Source organism: Caldithrix sp. (assembly GCF_056497305.1).
On sequence record NZ_JBSMDE010000068.1, the window covers coordinates 1 to 16167 of the forward strand.

Below are 16167 nucleotides of genomic sequence, written 5' to 3' on the forward strand. Positions count from 1 at the left end.
TTGTGACTCGGCACATCCTTGTGCCTCGGCCTACGGCTGGCTTCGCCATCCAAATCTGCTTTCCTGCAGATTTGTGTAAGACTTTTCAACCTGCTCGAAGGGATTATTGAGTCCTGGAAGGACGAAATCCCGACGAGGCCCTGGATGGCCGGAAGTCGGGAAGATACGTGCTGTTAAAATTGGTAGGGTAATCCTGATTATTGGGAAAAGCCCCGTCTGATAGCGTATCTCGAAGACTGGGCAGATTTTCGCAGATCAAAATTAATTCTATTTAATGTCTGTCCAACGGTTGAAGCGAAGTGCAAATTCTGATTCACAGAGATAGACTCTTTAACCAATCAATCCCTTAGCCAGACAGTTTAACAATGTTTTTCTTGCCGCAAATAGCCCTCTATTTGGTAAGCCAATCTTACATTTCAATAAATTTTTTTACACAATATGAAGGTTTTTACAGAGAAAAAATGAACTGAAAGCGGATTTTTATTATATTGACTGAAACGGTTTTAAAGATTCTTGGAGGTCAAATGATTCTACGTAAAAATTTATTGATCTTGCTCTTTTTAAGTCTCGTTTTATCCACGGCCTGCACGCGTACTTACCCCGTTAAGGCCAAACGCGTCATTCTCTTAGGTATCGATGCCTTGAGCACCGATGGTCTGCAGGTTGCCCAAACGCCCAATCTGGATCGCTTAATCCGCGAAGGAGCGCTGTCCATAAAAGCACGGGGTGTTATGCCTACAGTCAGCGCACCAAACTGGGGCTCCATGTTGCTGGGCGCAGGCCCCGAACAGCACGGTATTACAAAAAATGGCTGGACAATCAATTTTCATACCATTGAACCTACTGTTTCTGATTCGCAGGGCTACTTTCCTTCTATTTTCGAAATTCTGAAAAAACAACGACCTCAGATGAAAATCGCTGCTTTTTACGATTGGCCAGCCCTGGGGGATCTGTTTAACCATCGCTGGCTGGATTCCATTGTGGTTACCAGAGATTTTAAAGACACCTATCAACAGGCCATTCCGTACATCGTCAGGGAAAAACCCGATTTTGCCTTTATTTACGTCGGCCATGTTGATGAGGTCGGGCATCAGGCCGGTCACGGTTCGCCAGAGTATTATCAGTCGATTACCGATGTTGATGCGCAAATTGGTCGGTTAATGCAGGCTTTAAAAAAGGCTGGCATGTACCAGGAAACGCACATCATAGTTATTTCTGATCATGGTGGTGTAGGACATGGGCACGGCGGCGAGAGCATGGCTGAAATTCAGGTACCCTGGCTGATTCGTGGTCCTGGCATCATTGCCGATCGCTTACTGGAACAGCCGCTCAATACTTTTGATACCGCGCCCACCATTGCCTTTTTGTTCAACGTGCCACAGCCGGCATGCTGGATCGGGCGCCCAGTTTTAGGCGCTTTCCGGCAAATGCCTTTTTCCGCAGCTAATCGACATAGCTATGTGCCTAAGCCAAAGGCCAGTTTGCAAAGCGGGCTGTACACCCAATCTCAAACACTAACCCTGCAATGTAAAGATCCGCAAGCTATTATTCGCTACACGCTGGATGGTCATCTCCCGCAAAAGGATGCGCCCCGCTATGAAGCGCCCATTCTATTAGACCGGTCGGTAATGATCAAAGCGGCCAGTTTTAAAGGCGATAATCGCAGCGAAATAGTAAGCATAGATTTCAAACGGGTTAAAGAGGTTAAACAAATAAAATTAAGCAATCCGCCATCGCCTAAATATCCGGCCAAAGGGCCCTTTTCACTGGTCGATCGTCAATTAGCGACCCCTGATTACAGGCATCCGGCCTGGCTGGGATTTGAACAAGATGATCTGGACTGCTGGATGGATCTGGGCAAGGCAGTACCTTTACAGTGTATTTCCTTACGCTTTTTAAAAAATGAAGACGTCTGGATTTTTACTCCCAGGCAGATTATTTTGCAGGTCGCAGATCAAAATAACGTTTGGCAGGCTCCCATGAACAAAACGGCCAAACAAATTGCAGAGGCCCCGGGAAAGGCGATTAAAACCATTACTTTTGAATTGTTCGGCAGTCCTGTGCGCTATGTGAAAATCAAGGCTAAAAACATGGGGCGCTGTCCGCCTGGCCATCCAGGAGCCGGCGGTAAGGCCTGGTTATTTATCGATGAAATTTTGATTGATGTAGAGCATAATAAATAAACAGCTTTGTCAGGCAATAACTGCAACTTTAAAATACTTCCTTAAAAACATTAATCCCGTTTTGCGGGATGCGAAAATTTTTAAGCTGCCTAATTACAGGGCAATCCCAAACGTTTGAGTAAATGAACATTTAGAAATCAAATTTTACAAAGCAAATATTAAATCTCCCCCTTCCTTTTTTAAAGGGAAGGGAGGCGGGGGGGGATGGGGTTAAAAACAAAAACTCTCCTTTTTGGACAGACCAAAGATCGGGGGGGATGGCTAATTTGTTAAAAGACTTCCGCTGTTGGAGGGGAATAGTTAAGTGTATAAGAGTGTAAGAGTTAAAGGGTTTCTGTTCATCGGCCTGTCATTCCATTCCCGCAAAGCGGGATGAGAATGACAGCAGGCACAAGCCTTCAGTGCCTGGAGATACTTTGTCCCTTCGCAAAATAATTCGTAATTTTTAATTTAGAATACTGCTTTCAAAAAATCTAGTCCCTCCACGGCGGGATGCGAAATGTTTAATGCTGCTTTTGGAGGGATGTGTTGAAGAATGGGTTTAAATGATATCTGCGAGATAAATAATTGTGAATAAAAAATTTTCTCACACTTTTGTTTGCGGCTCTGCTGCATTAGAATACTTCCTTCAAAAGATCTAATCCCGCCACAGCGGGATGCGAAAATTTTAATACTGTTTTAGGGAGTACGTGATGAAGAATTGGTTTAAATTATTTCTGCGAATATCTGCTAAATCTGCGCGAAATATAATTGTGATTAAAACAGTTTCTATCACTTTTTGTTGCGGCTATGCTGCCTTAGAATTAATTCTTTGTGCATTTGGCGGTTTTTTTTAAGCTTGCGGCTTTGCTGCCTTAGAAAGCAAAATCGGAATACCAAAAGATTGTACGCACCGCTTGGTGCCAATAATGGGTTAATTTAGCGCAAAGGAATAAGCATGAAAAATTTAAGGATACTTCTCATTGTGATTGTTATGGGTGTATCGGGGCTCCGGGCTCAGATTATTGTTAATGGTTTTCAAACTGACCTTGAGGGTCCAGAAATAGATTACCATTCACCGCATCCTCTGGCCCATCATGCTTTAATTACCAGGGCCACCGATGGTAGAATGAAAATTGTCTGGCAAAGCGGGAAGATTCCGATACTTTTAGAATCACGCCCCATAAAGGTCATCTGGCTTGCGGGACTGGGTTGCAATCTTGGTAACAAACCTTTTACGCCGAAAATAAATGGAGATTCCATTCTGACTTTTTCAACGGTCAACGAATCAAACTGACAGGTCGAAGGGCGCCATGGAATTCGTTTAGACTTTCATGGTCTGCTGGTTGACAAATATGGCGACCGCGTATGGGCTTAATGGAATTAACCGTTTCATCTGCTTCAAAATGGAGCGATCCGCAATTAGAACTGTCGATTACCGGTCAGGCAGCTAATAGTCAGACCTGGGTCATGGTTTACACCTATCCTATTATAAATGATGTACAGATCGAAATGGTTCCTGCATTAATCAGAAACAAAGGGAAGCGACTACAGCCATTGCACCTCATCTACACCCATCTTGCGCCGGCTAAAACGGTACAAATTAAATTTAATGATCAAACCCGCGCTGTTTCTGCCAACTACGGCATCAATCAATTTGAATTTCTTTTACCAGAGGTGCAGCACAAGACCTATCATCAACTAGAATTAATAACCAGCACACAGAAATTTTCAAGATCGTTTCATCAGAAACCGGTAAGAAAATGGACCGCTTATCTGGTGCAACATACCCATACGGATATTGGCTACACGCGTCCCCAGCAGGGAATTTTAGCCGAACATTTGCGTTACATCGATTACGCACTGGACTATTGCGATTTAACCGATTCTCTGCCTGATGCGGCTAAATTCCGCTGGACCTGTGAAGCCAGCTGGCCAATACGCGAATATTTATTAAGTCGCTCTCCCGAACAAATCGAGCGCTTGAAAAAACGCGTCGCCGAAGGACGCATCGAACTAACAGGCATGATGTTTAACATGTCGGAACTGGCCGATGAAAATTTGCTGGCTGCTTTGCTAGAACCCATTAAAACCATTAAATCCTTTGGAATTCCTGTACGCACAGCGATGCAAAACGATGTAAATGGCTTTGCCTGGGCCTTGCTGGACTATTTTGCCGATTTAGGTATTCATTACATCTCCATGGGAGAAAACACGCATCGCGCTCTCAAACCTTTTCCCTTTCCAACCCCTTTCTGGTGGAAAACGAAATCCGGGAATAAAGTCCTCGCTTTCCGCGCAGATCACTATATGGTGGCTAATTTTGTGGCTAATCAGGCTGGCGATTTAAATTCTGTCGATAAAGATATGTTTGCCTATCTGGAAAAGCTGGAGCAAAGCGGCTATCCTTACAATGAAGTCGAAATGCAACATAGCGGTTATTTTATCGACAATTCGCCTCCTTCTACTTTTGCCAGTGAAATGGTAAAAAAATGGAATGCCAAATATGAATATCCCCGACTTTGCATGGCAACCATTACAGATTTTATGCAGCTCATTGAACGAAAATATGGGAATCAGTTGCCTGAATACCAATTAGCCTGGCCAGACTGGTGGGCAGATGGATTTGGTTCGGCAGCCCGTGAAACGGCTGTAGCCCGCCAGACGGAATCCGATTTGATCATGGTTCAGGGATTGCTGAGCCTGGCCCGCCTTATGCATCGCCATGTTCCAGACCCCATGATCGACCAGCTGAAGGCTATTGATGAAAATTTGCTCTTCTGGTGTGAACACACCTTTGGCGCAGCAGAAAGCATCAGCGATCCTCTTTCCGAAAATTCGATCAATCAATGGATGATCAAAGCTTCATTTCCCTGGAAAGCGCAATGGCAAACCTACCTGCTGGAACAAAAAGCGCTTGGCTTGTTGCAGCCGCTTTTAGAACGCGGAGAAAAACCAAACATCTATGTGTTTAATACATTGAACTGGCGACGTTCAGGATTGGCGAACCTTTACATTGACAAACAGTTGCTGCCTTCTGATAAACAATTTCGTTTGCTCGATGAACAGGGGAATGTCGTACCCATGCAGATTTTAAAACAGAGAGCCGAAGGTAATTATTGGGTGTTTCTGACCAATGATTTGCCGCCATTAGGCTGGAAAAAATTTACTCTTCAGGTAAGTCTAAACAGCCAATCGCCATGGCCGACCACACAAAAGACCGTGCTGGAAAATGAATTTTACCGACTGGATATGAATCTCCAGAAAGGCGCTATTGAACGTTTGATGGACAAGCAACTGGGCCGCAACCTGGTCGATTTCGATGCGGCCTGGTCTTTGGGAGCTTTTATCTAAGAACGACTAAGAAATCGGCATGCCATGGAGCTGTACCAGTCTGGGAATCCGCAGCGGTCGGTTTTGCAGAATGTTAGGCTTATGGGCGTTCAGCACACGCCCCTCTGGGAAAGTTTGAAATTTCAGGGAACTTCACAGGCTGCGGTGCAGGGCTTTCCAATACAAATCGAAAACAGGCTTTTTAATTTTGAAAAACGGATCGATTTTATTTATACCTTGAGGAAAAAAGCTGTCCACCAACCGGAGGCGCTTTATGTGGCTTTTCCCTTTGCAGTGTCAAATGGAAAAATTATTTTTGAAGCTCAGGGCGCCAATATTGAAACCGGAGTTGAGCAACTGCCGGGCACAGCCACAGACTGGAATACCGTTCAAAGTTTTGCATCGGTTAAAAATAAGGATTTTCAAATTGTACTTTCTTCGATCGACTGTCCTTTGATGCAATTCGGAGATATTAATATTGGGCGTTACCAGTATCGGGCCAGACCCAAAAAACCGCACATTTACGCCTGGATGTTGAATAATTACTGGACCACCAATTTTAAAGACAGTCAATCTGGGGATTTAAAATGGCATTTTTCAATGACATCCCTCCGGCAAACTTCAGTTTCATTGGCCAGTCGTTTTGGCTGGGAAAATAAAGTGCCTCTGGCTGCCGTGGTCTTGCCTTAGGGTAGAGCAACGGTAACAGTAAAACCAGTTCCAAATCTATCCTTTCTGGAGAAAGAAAATCTAATTTTGATTCAGTTAAAACCCATTCAAAATTCAAAGTTTGTGCTGGCCATGGTTCGTGAGACAGCAGGGCAGATGTCTTCGTTTACAGTGCCAGAGGCATTTGAAGTATTTTATTCAAATGTTCTGGGCGTCAGAGGGCGTAAAATTGACAGAATCGAAATACCGCCATTGGGCACACGTTTTTTATTAATTAAACGGAACGATAGGTCTTTACGCTAACGTTTTAGCGTGCGAAAACTTTTGTGCTGCATTAGGCTTTAAACCGTTCATGGATTATCATTCTGGCGCTGCCAGACGGTACCGTCCCCGAAAATCAGGGGGCGTTTCGATCCAATCAGGGGCCAGCCGAATGGTACAGTTAAAAGGACATCGGTATGTCATTCTTCTGCCGATTTATTGGGAGAAGAATGTCTTACAGTGTCATCCCATTTGTAGGCGCGGCGAAACTCGAACTTCAGCTCGAGACGTTTGTATAGGCAAAAAAGGATCGTTCCGCGCATCGGTCAAAATGATAAATGGCGTGAGCTTTTAAATAAAAACTCATCTTTTACCCATATTTTTCATAATGAAAAAGAGCTGAATATGAAGTCGACAAAATTAAACGATCATGTAAAAAGTTAAGTAAATTTACATTTCTGGTGCAGGCATTATGTTAAAATTCTTTTACTACTTTACGCATATTTAAGTGGTTTAATAAATAACCGCGAATATCTGCTGAAGAATAACCCTTATCGTCAGTTCTGCCTCCAGAAAACGAACGACGAAAAACGATGAAATAGATTCCTTTACCCTATGAATCGGGATCTTGAACGACACTTACCATGAGCTTTAGTACATTGGTACAATGTGCCCTTTCACAAAATAATTCATAGTTTTAAATTAAAAGTGCTCATTTGGGCATTAATGGATTGGCTATGTACACTGGATTCGATTTAGGTTTCAGGACTTGCTGCATAAGATTAATGATAAATAATTAGATGGAGTTTAATATGTTAGTGATATAAAAAATTTCGAAGGCTGATTCCGGTTGAAATAGGATTTCGGTAATCCATCTAAGAAACATAAATTTTTATTCCACTGTTGTTAATTTTTAAGGGAACGAATTTTAAACCGTTTTGCTTCATTAAAAACGTGGTTGAACAAAATATAATAGGCGATTTCAGTAAGAAATTTGATCAGACGCTAAATAGTGATTCAGCAAAGTTTTTGTGTGTTAATGAGAAAAAATGACAGTTTGTACATTCCTGCTATTTATGCCGGTAACTAATTTTTTCTGACGATTTCATTTTTGTTATCTTTATTTCAAATTTTTCTTATATTAATAACAAAAAATTAATGTACCAACAGAGATGCAAATGAACAATTTTCGAAAAGGCACCATCATTCAAGCCCCCAACTGGCCGGAGCCGGTGGAAATTGATCTAATTGAAGTGACCGGCGATTATATCCGCATCGTGGGCTCTACAACAAAATCACGGCAGCACGTTGATCAGTTGATGCCTAGAGGAGAATTCGCTCAATTTAAATTGGATCAATTTAAAGCCAGTTTTAGCGAAGAAGCATGGAAAGTATTTTTAGCGCTGGAGACGATCCGCTACCGCTTTGCTTCCATGTATGATCCCCTGATTGCCATGAACGCTTCCAAGGTGGATCCACTGCCGCATCAGATAGAGGCGGTTTATGGATACATTCTTAAAAAACCGCGTATTCGCTTTTTAATTGCCGATGACCCTGGCGCCGGAAAAACAATTATGGCGGGATTGCTCATAAAGGAATTAAAAATCCGCAATCTGGTTAAACGTATTTTAATCGTTGCGCCGGGGCACCTGAAGGATCAGTGGCGCCGGGAGATGAAAGAACGCTTTGAGGAAATCTTCATTCCAGTAGGCAGACAATATATCGATGCCCTTTTCGGACAAAATGTCTGGATGCGGGAAAACCAGGTGGTGACTTCCATTGACTTTGCCAAGCGCGAGGATGTGCTGCCTTCCATTGCCGCCGCCCATTTCGATTTGATTATTGTGGACGAAGCCCACAAAATGAGCGCTTACAAATACGGCGATAAAATAAATAAAACCAGTAGATATAAATTAGGGGAAACCCTATCGAAAAATTGCGAGCATTTGTTGTTTTTAACCGCCACACCGCATAAAGGCGATGCGGAGAATTTTCGCTTGTTTCTGGATTTACTGGAACCCGGATTCTTTGCCACAACGGAAATGGTGACCGACTCTATAAGAAATAAAGACAATCCGTTGTTTATCCGTCGCGTAAAAGAAGACTTGAAAGATTTTGAAGGTAAACCCCTTTTCCTGCCCAGGCATGTTCACACCGCTGCCTTTCAATGGAAAACAACATCCCCCCATGAAGTGGAACTTTACAACGCGTTGTCCAGATATGTGGAAACCCAATACAACAAAGCGCTGACCAGAGATAAACGGAGAAACATAGCCTTTGCTCTGGTTATTCTCCAGCGCAGGCTGGCTTCCAGCACCTATGCCTTGCTCAAGTCCCTGGAACGCCGTAAAAAGCGTCTGGAAGAATACCTGAAGGGCGCTGCGGAAAATCATCGAATAACCGATAGCACCTTCGATTTTGATACGGTGGATGAGATGAGCGAAGAAGAGCGCTGGCGTGAAGAAGAAATCTGGGAAACCCTCAGCGTTGCCGAAAATCGCCAAGAACTGGAAAATGAAATAAAAACCATAGAAAAATTGATCGAAAAAGCCAGAGCCATTATTCAAAACGAAGAAGAAGTGAAGCTAAACGAATTGAAAAAATCGCTGCAAAAACTCTCCGATAAATTTATCGATCCTAAAGATAAAAAAATTTTAGTCTTTACCGAATCCCGAGATACCTTGGAGTATCTGGAAAAGAAAATCCGCAGCTGGGGCTACCGCACAAACACCATCCACGGCGGGATGAAATTGGAAGAGCGGATAAAGGCCGAACGCATTTTCAAGAACGAAACCGACGTTTTGGTTGCAACGGAAGCTGCCGGCGAAGGCATCAATTTGCAATTCTGCCATCTCATGATCAATTATGACATCCCCTGGAATCCTAACCGACTGGAGCAGCGCATGGGACGTATTCATCGGTATGGGCAGCAAAAAGAGGTCTTTATTTTCAATCTGGTGGCCATCGATACCCGTGAGGGCCGTGTGTTGCTCAAGTTGTTTGATAAATTGGATGAAATACGCAAAGCCCTGGGGAGCGATAAAGTTTTTGACGTGCTAAGCGAGGTGCTTTATAATCAAAATCTGTCCACTTTGCTGATGGAAGCTGCGGCCAATGCCCGCAGCGTGGATGAAATTTTGAGAGAGATAGATATTAAAGTAGATGCACGGTATATCAAACAGGTAAAAGAAAATTTAGGGGAGAGTCTGGCCACGCGTTTTATCGATTATACGCGCATCAAAGAAATGGAACAAATCGCGAAGGAAAATCGGCTGATTCCAGAATATACGGAGAGTTTTTTCAAAAAAGCCTTCTTGAAGGCCGGCGGAAAAATGCGGGAACGCAAGGATGGTTTCCTGGCTATTGAGTCCATTCCCCATGAAATTCGTGACCTGGCAGATAAAGACGAGTTTAAAAAAGCCCATGGTGATTTGCTCCGACGCTATCCCAAAGTAACCTTCGACAAAGAAATCGCCTTTAAAAATCCGGACGCAGAATTCATCTGCTTCGGTCATCCCCTGTTCGAAGCCATGATGGCTTACATCGAGGGAAAATTTACCGATACTCTATTAACCGGCGCCACCTTTACCGATCCGGAGGGGCGGATGGATGGATACATCATCTTTTATGAAGGGGAAATCAAAGACGGCACGGGCAGTGTGGCCGGCAAGCGATTGTTCAGTTTTTATGTACCCTTAAATGCTGCAGACCTGTCTGCGCCACAGGTGGTTTCTGTTCCGCCTGCTATCATCTGGGATCTGGCTGAAGCAAAAGGCACAAAGGCGCAGGTGGCCGATGTGGAACCAATCAAAACCCTATCCAAAAATATTGCGATTAAAGAATTGGAACGGTACAAAGAAGAACTACTCCAGGAACGACAGCGCCAGGCACACATCAAACAGAAATATGGTTTTAAGTCGCTGGAATATTTAATCGTGAAGCTGGACGGGGAGTTGATCAATCTCTATGACCGTAGGGAAAGAGGCGAAAATGTGGATCTGGCCATTCGCAATAAAGAGGAACGGAAAGCCAACTATGAAAAAGCTTTAAAAGAATTAACGGAGCAAATTGAAAAAGAAAAGCGGCTGACCATGAGTATGCCCCGCTTTAAGGGGATCATTCGAGTCATCCCGGAAGCGGCAGTGGATCCAGAAATGCGCAACGACCCGGATGTGGAACGCGTTGGCATGCAGGTGGCCATGGAATATGAGCGAGCCCATGGCCGTAAGCCGGAAGACGTCTCTTCCCAGAATTTAGGCTTTGATATCCGTTCTATAGACCCGAAGACGAATTCGGTTCGTTATATTGAGGTAAAAGCTCGCTCGCAGGTTGCAGCTGTGGCGTTAACGCAGAATGAATGGTTTAAAGCCAGGCGCTTTAAGAATGATTACTATCTTTACGCCGTGATGCCCACGGCTGCTGATCCAAAGCTATACATCATTCGCAATCCGGCTGAAACGCTGAAAGCAGAAGAAAAGGTCGAAGTCGTGCGCTATCTAATTTCGGCGGATGAACTGATTCAAAAAAATATTATCGAAAATTGAATGTAAAAAAAATGATTCAAAGCGGAGAATCGCAAACCATCGAGTTTAAGAAATTATTCGATCGTGGATCGGTGGAAACGGCAGCTGCTTTTGTTGAAATCGAAAAAACCAACTATTTGGTGAAAAGGGAAGAAATTGAGTGAAAAAATACCACAGATAAGGGAATAAAAACTGAGAAATTGGTAAATGTAAAAAGGCAGGAAACATGATTAAACGAATTGAATCACTATATTATAAAGGTTTTAAATATATTAACGTCAATTTATTACCTTATAATGTCCTGGTAGGGCCAAATGCCAGTGGAAAAAGTTCTTTACTGGATATTTTTATCTTTTTGAAAGACGTTTTAAACAATGGCCCGTCTGCGGCGGTGGAGAAAAGGTGTTCCCAGTTTTCTCAATTAGTGTGGAATAATGAAAGCAATTATTTCGAATTTGCTCTGGAGTTTGAGGTCCCCAGAGAAAAAAGCGATGTTTATCGTTATGCACGATATGAAATTGCTTTAACCTATCATGAACAAGAAGGTATTGTAATAGATAACGAAAATTTGTGGTTAATCAAAGATTTAAATGGCAAATCCCGAAAAAGGAAAGAAGGAATTCAACGTTCTTTATTTCCCATGGAACCCAAAACGCCCGAACATATTGTGCGCCAAAGAGAACGAACGCCGGCTGGATGGCGAAAAATCGTCTCCAAGAGCCCGAAAGGGAACGATTTTTTTCGTTCCGAAAGTACAAAATGGAATATTACTTATAGGTTTGGTCCTAAAAAGGCTTCTTTAGCCCGAATTCCAGAAGATGAAAACCGGTTCCCAATTTCTTTATGGATAAAAGAAATTTTGATGGAGCACATTCAATTTATTCAGCTTAACAGCGCTTCCATGCGTTGGCCCTGCCGACCCGATGCCCCGGTTTATTTTGAGGCAGATGGCAGCAATATTGCGAAGGTGGTTAAGAATTTGAAAGAGAACCACGCCAAAATTTTTGACCGTTGGCTGGATCATGTGAAATCAGCTTTGCCGGATGTGGATGCGATTGACATCAAAGAAAAAGAAGAAGATAGACATCTTTATCTGACTGTTCGATATAAAAACGGTATATCCATTCCATCATGGCTTTTATCGGATGGTACCCTGCGTTTGCTGGCACAGACCTTGATTGCCTATTTACCGGTTAAAGACAAACTTTTTATGATCGAAGAACCTGAAAATGGTTTACATCCGCAGGCGATAGAAACTGTCATCCAATCACTTTCTTCAGTGTATGACAATCAAGTGATATTAGCGACCCATTCCCCGGTTGTATTGCGACTTTCAAAACCGGCCGATATTTTATGTTTTTCCAAAACCGAATCAGGGGCTGTGGATATTGTTAGAGGGGATGACCATCCCAGGCTCAAAGAATGGAAACAGGACGTGGATTTGGCCACACTGCACGCTGCAGGAGTATTACAATAATGAAAGATTTGATTATTCTGGTAGCGGATAAAAATACCCAGTTTGTGATGGAAGGGCTACTTCAAAGGCATCAAGCGTTTGGGGTCAGGCCATTTTCCTATGATATATTTGTTCATCCTTTAAGAGACCCAGGCGTTTATAATGATGGGGCCAACATTTTAAGACCGTTTCAATCGCAGTATGAAAAGGCACTTATTTTTCTTGATCGTGAAGGCTCCGGGCAAGAAAATAAAACCGCGGATGAAATAGCGGCTACCATTAAAACTAAAGCTGAAACCATGGGATGGAGGGAGAGAATCGAAGTCATTGTATTCGACCCGGAACTGGAAATATGGGCCTGGACGCAGTCACCGCATCTGGCTGTTTATTTAGGTTGGGATAATTTGCACTCATTGGTTTCTTTTATTCAAGAAAAAGGATTTTGGGAGTCAGGGCACCCCAAGCCAGAACGCCCGAAAGAAGCGATAGAGATCGCTTTAAAAGAAAAGCGCATTCCACGTTCTTCCTCTATTTATAAAAAAATTGCGGAAACGGTTAACTTTAGAAAATGTCAGGAACCGTCTTTCCTTAAATTCAAAGAAACTCTTGTTAATTGGTTTGCTATTGGAGATCAAAAATGAACACCCACAAACGCTTTATTGAAGATTCCTTTCCGGTTAAAGAAGTCAGTATTGAATCGGCGCGAGAAAAGAATATCCGCCACGGGCATATCTCCACCCTGCACATCTGGTGGGCGCGGCGGCCGCTGGCCTCCTCGCGAGCCACCAATTTTGCCGCCCTCATCCCTTCCCCCGAAATTCCCGGCTGGGAGACCTACTTTGCGCCCCACCGGGAAGCCATAAAATCGGTATTAAGAGGCATGGGCTACGCCCCGTTGATGGATGAGGTGCAGGACAGGGATTTGCTGCACTATTTTATCATCGAACTGTCCAAATGGGAGAACTCCAACAACAGCCAATTGCTGGACATTGCCAGAAAGATGATTCTGGATGCCAACAACGGCGTACCGCCCCGCGTGCTGGATCCCTTTGCCGGCGGCGGCGCCATCCCGCTGGAAGCCCTGCGCCTGGGATGCGAAACCTACGCCAACGACCTGAATCCGGTGGCGGTGCTGATTGAAAAATGTACCCTGGAATATCCCCAGAAATACGGTCAACCCATCACCAAAAAACAGTATTTTCAACAACGCCCCTGGTTACAAAAAGACAAAAGAGAAAAGACAAAAGAAAAAAGACTGTTTGATGAAGATGAAAACGAACTAGTCAATCCCCTGGTGGAGGATGTAAAATACTGGGGCAGCTGGGTGCTGGAAGAGGCGAAAAAAGAAATCGGACGATTCTATCCAGAAGAAGAAGACGGTAGTATTCCGGTGGGCTACATCTGGGCGCGCACCATTCCCTGCCAGAATCCCGCCTGCGGAGCGGAAATTCCCCTGATGCGCCAGTTCTGGCTGGCGAAGAAAAAGAATAAAAAGGTGGCGCTGTTTCCGTTTGTTGGGGCGAACGGCGTACAATTTAAAATCGTAGGCGATGGCTATGAAGAAATGCCCGCAGATTTCGACCCTTCCAGAGGCACGGTGGCCCGCGCCGTGGCCACCTGCCCGGTGTGCGGTAATACCATTGCGGCCAAAGACACCCGCCGTTTGTTTTGCACCGTAGGGGCGGACGGCCGTCCGCCCGCCGGCCAGCGCATGATAGCCGTGGTGACCCATAAACCGCGAACCAGCGGCAAGCGCTACCGCCTTGCCACGGAAAAAGATATGGAAATCTACCGCCAGGCAGAAGCCTATCTGCAGGAAAAACGTGAAAAGCTGATGCAGGAATGGGGCATGGACCCGGTGCCCGATGAGGAAATACCAAAAACACCTTCAAATACAATGGGGGGAACGAATCGTGTTTTGAATTACGATATAAAAACATGGGGCGATTTGTTCAATGCCCGGCAGAAGCTGGCCTTGATTACCTTTGTGGAGAAGGTAAGGCAGGCGCAGGAGAAGATGCAGGAAGCCGGTGTAGAAGCGGAATATGCCAAAGCGGTGGGAAACTATTTAGCTTTAACCTTAGATATGACTGCAGCGTTTGGAAATGTTCTTGCACGATGGGAAAATACTTCTGAGGCAATAAAACAACTTTTTGCAAGACAAGCTTTACCAATGATGTGGGATTATGTGGAAGTTAACTCATTTAGTAATTCATCAGGAAGTTTTAAGGCTGGTTCTGAATATTATTTTAAAGTTATAAATCATTGTTCAAAAACTGATAAAATATGCTCTTCTATTTCACAATTTTCGTCAACATTATTGGGATTCAAGGATTCTTTCTTCGACGCTGTTTTTACCGATCCGCCCTATTACGACAACGTGCCCTATTCCTATCTGTCCGATTTCTTTTATGTCTGGCTCAAGCGTTCGTTGGGAGCCGCCTATCCGGAACTATTTTCCACCCCCCTGACGCCCAAGAAGAATGAAATCGTGGCTTATTCCAACGGTCCCGGTGGCTGGGAAGACGGCAAAGCCTTTTTTGAAGATATGCTCAAAAAATCCTTTCAGGAAATACACCGTGTTTTAAAGCCCGACGGCATGGCCGTGATCGTTTATGCCCATAAATCCACCGAAGGCTGGGAAACGCTGATCAATTCTCTGCTCGATTCTGGCTTGATCATGACCGGCGCCTGGCCGATCAATACAGAAATGGAATCAAGATTATTAGCAAGAGAAACGGCGGCGCTGGCATCGTCCATCTACATCGTTGCCCGCAAAATGGAACGCCAGCCCACCGGCTTTTACAATCAGATCAAAGAAGAACTGCATCAGTATCTGGGCCAAAAACTGGAGCGGCTCTGGCAGGAGGGCATCAGCGGCTCAGACTTTTTTATCGCTGCCATCGGTTCGGCCATCGAGGTGTTTGGCAAATACGAGAAGGTAATGGACAATGAGGGCAACATCATTCGCGCCGACCGGCTGTTAGCCGACGTGCGCCAGATCGTCACCGATTTTGCAGTGCGTCAGATTCTGCACAATGGCTTTGCCGGGGAAATCACCGACCTGACGCGCTTTTACGTGCTCTACCGCTGGGAGTTCGGCGCCGCTCGCGCTCCCTTCGATGAGGCACGAAAACTGGCCCAGAGTTGCGGCATTGATCTGGCCTGTGAATGGAGCCGCGGCGGCTTTGTAAAAAAGGAAAAGGAGTTTATCCGCCTCCTCGGTCCGCAGGAAAGAAATGAAGATACGCTAAAGAATGCGTCGGAAATGATCGATGTCCTGCATAAGGTTCTTTTGCTGTGGGGCAAAAGCCGGCGTCAGGAAATGGTGGCACTGCTGCAGGAGTCCGGTTTTGGCAGCAGCGAAGCCTTCTACCGCGTGGCGCAGGCCATCTCCGAATGTTTGCCCAATGATAACAAAGAGAAAAAACTGCTGGACGGCTTTTTATCCGGCCGGGATCGACTGCAGGAAGAGATGAAAAAGGAAAGCGTTCAAAAAAGATTGTTTGACTAACTGCGCAATGGGATAATCGGCTTCAGGATGTAAAATGAAAATTGTACTCTCGAAAAATCGTGTCCCCATTCGGATAACCGATGAGCGACTGCGGCATATCTTGCAAAATCATCCTGAAATGGAAGGACAGGAGGATAAAATTATAGAAACGCTTAAAATGCCGGATATGATTCTCGAAGGCGATTTTGATGAACTGCTGGCGATCAAATTATATGCCAGGACACCAGTAACGAAGAACAAGTATTTGAT

11 protein-coding genes are annotated in these 16167 nt (G+C 44.5%); all 11 read left to right on the plus strand.

The window, feature by feature from the left end; translation table 11 throughout:
* Nucleotides 1-524: 524 nt before the first annotated feature.
* The gene (locus tag ACWB0I_RS05755) at nt 525-2183 is read left to right on the plus strand and encodes an alkaline phosphatase family protein (RefSeq protein WP_479387088.1); all 1659 of its coding nucleotides are present in this window, start codon (nt 525-527) and stop codon (nt 2181-2183) included.
* A 937-nt stretch (nt 2184-3120) separates the two neighbouring features.
* Entirely contained in the window at nt 3121-3459 is a 339-nt protein-coding gene (locus ACWB0I_RS05760) for a hypothetical protein (protein ID WP_479387089.1), read from the plus strand.
* 71 nt (nt 3460-3530) lie between these two features.
* A complete protein-coding gene (locus ACWB0I_RS05765; protein WP_479387090.1) occupies nt 3531-5516 on the plus strand; it encodes a glycoside hydrolase family 38 N-terminal domain-containing protein in 1986 nt (661 codons plus the stop codon).
* Between the two features lie 81 nt (nt 5517-5597).
* Nucleotides 5598-6185 (plus strand): hypothetical protein, encoded by a 588-nt coding sequence (locus ACWB0I_RS05770; protein ID WP_479387091.1) that lies wholly within the window; start codon nt 5598-5600, stop codon nt 6183-6185.
* A gap of 66 nt (nt 6186-6251) precedes the next feature.
* A complete protein-coding gene (locus ACWB0I_RS05775; protein WP_479387092.1) occupies nt 6252-6467 on the plus strand; it encodes a hypothetical protein in 216 nt (71 codons plus the stop codon).
* A 1136-nt stretch (nt 6468-7603) separates the two neighbouring features.
* The gene (locus ACWB0I_RS05780) at nt 7604-10969 is read left to right on the plus strand and encodes a helicase-related protein (protein WP_479387093.1); all 3366 of its coding nucleotides are present in this window, start codon (nt 7604-7606) and stop codon (nt 10967-10969) included.
* Nucleotides 10970-10980: 11 nt separating this feature from the next.
* Entirely contained in the window at nt 10981-11112 is a 132-nt protein-coding gene (locus tag ACWB0I_RS05785; protein ID WP_479387094.1) for a hypothetical protein, read from the plus strand.
* Between the two features lie 62 nt (nt 11113-11174).
* Nucleotides 11175-12425 (plus strand): methylation-associated defense system AAA family ATPase MAD3, encoded by a 1251-nt coding sequence (gene mads3, locus ACWB0I_RS05790; protein WP_479387095.1) that lies wholly within the window; start codon nt 11175-11177, stop codon nt 12423-12425.
* The gene (gene mads4, locus ACWB0I_RS05795) at nt 12425-13045 is read left to right on the plus strand and encodes a methylation-associated defense system protein MAD4 (protein WP_479387096.1); all 621 of its coding nucleotides are present in this window, start codon (nt 12425-12427) and stop codon (nt 13043-13045) included. Before mads3 ends, mads4 begins: the two co-directional genes overlap by 1 nt.
* Nucleotides 13042-15918: a DUF1156 domain-containing protein gene (locus ACWB0I_RS05800; RefSeq protein ID WP_479387097.1), complete on the plus strand. Its 2877-nt coding sequence runs from the start codon at nt 13042-13044 to the stop codon at nt 15916-15918. The genes mads4 and ACWB0I_RS05800 overlap by 4 nt, the downstream gene beginning before the upstream one ends.
* Before the next feature lie 34 nt (nt 15919-15952).
* On the plus strand, nt 15953-16167 hold a 215-nt coding region (locus tag ACWB0I_RS05805), incomplete at its 3' end, for a hypothetical protein (RefSeq protein ID WP_479387098.1).

Excerpts from the sequence above, each read along its gene's own strand:
- mads3 (WP_479387095.1), top strand. The coding sequence starts at position 11,175 with ATGATTAAACGAATTGAATCACTATATTATAAAGGTTTTAAATATATT.
- ACWB0I_RS05765 (WP_479387090.1), top strand. The coding sequence starts at position 3,531 with ATGGGCTTAATGGAATTAACCGTTTCATCTGCTTCAAAATGGAGCGAT.
- ACWB0I_RS05785 (WP_479387094.1), top strand. The coding sequence starts at position 10,981 with ATGATTCAAAGCGGAGAATCGCAAACCATCGAGTTTAAGAAATTATTC.
- ACWB0I_RS05800 (WP_479387097.1), top strand. The coding sequence starts at position 13,042 with ATGAACACCCACAAACGCTTTATTGAAGATTCCTTTCCGGTTAAAGAA.
- ACWB0I_RS05780 (WP_479387093.1), top strand. The coding sequence starts at position 7,604 with ATGAACAATTTTCGAAAAGGCACCATCATTCAAGCCCCCAACTGGCCG.
- mads4 (WP_479387096.1), top strand. The coding sequence starts at position 12,425 with ATGAAAGATTTGATTATTCTGGTAGCGGATAAAAATACCCAGTTTGTG.
- ACWB0I_RS05755 (WP_479387088.1), top strand. The coding sequence starts at position 525 with ATGATTCTACGTAAAAATTTATTGATCTTGCTCTTTTTAAGTCTCGTT.
- ACWB0I_RS05760 (WP_479387089.1), top strand. The coding sequence starts at position 3,121 with ATGAAAAATTTAAGGATACTTCTCATTGTGATTGTTATGGGTGTATCG.
- ACWB0I_RS05770 (WP_479387091.1), top strand. The coding sequence starts at position 5,598 with ATGGGCGTTCAGCACACGCCCCTCTGGGAAAGTTTGAAATTTCAGGGA.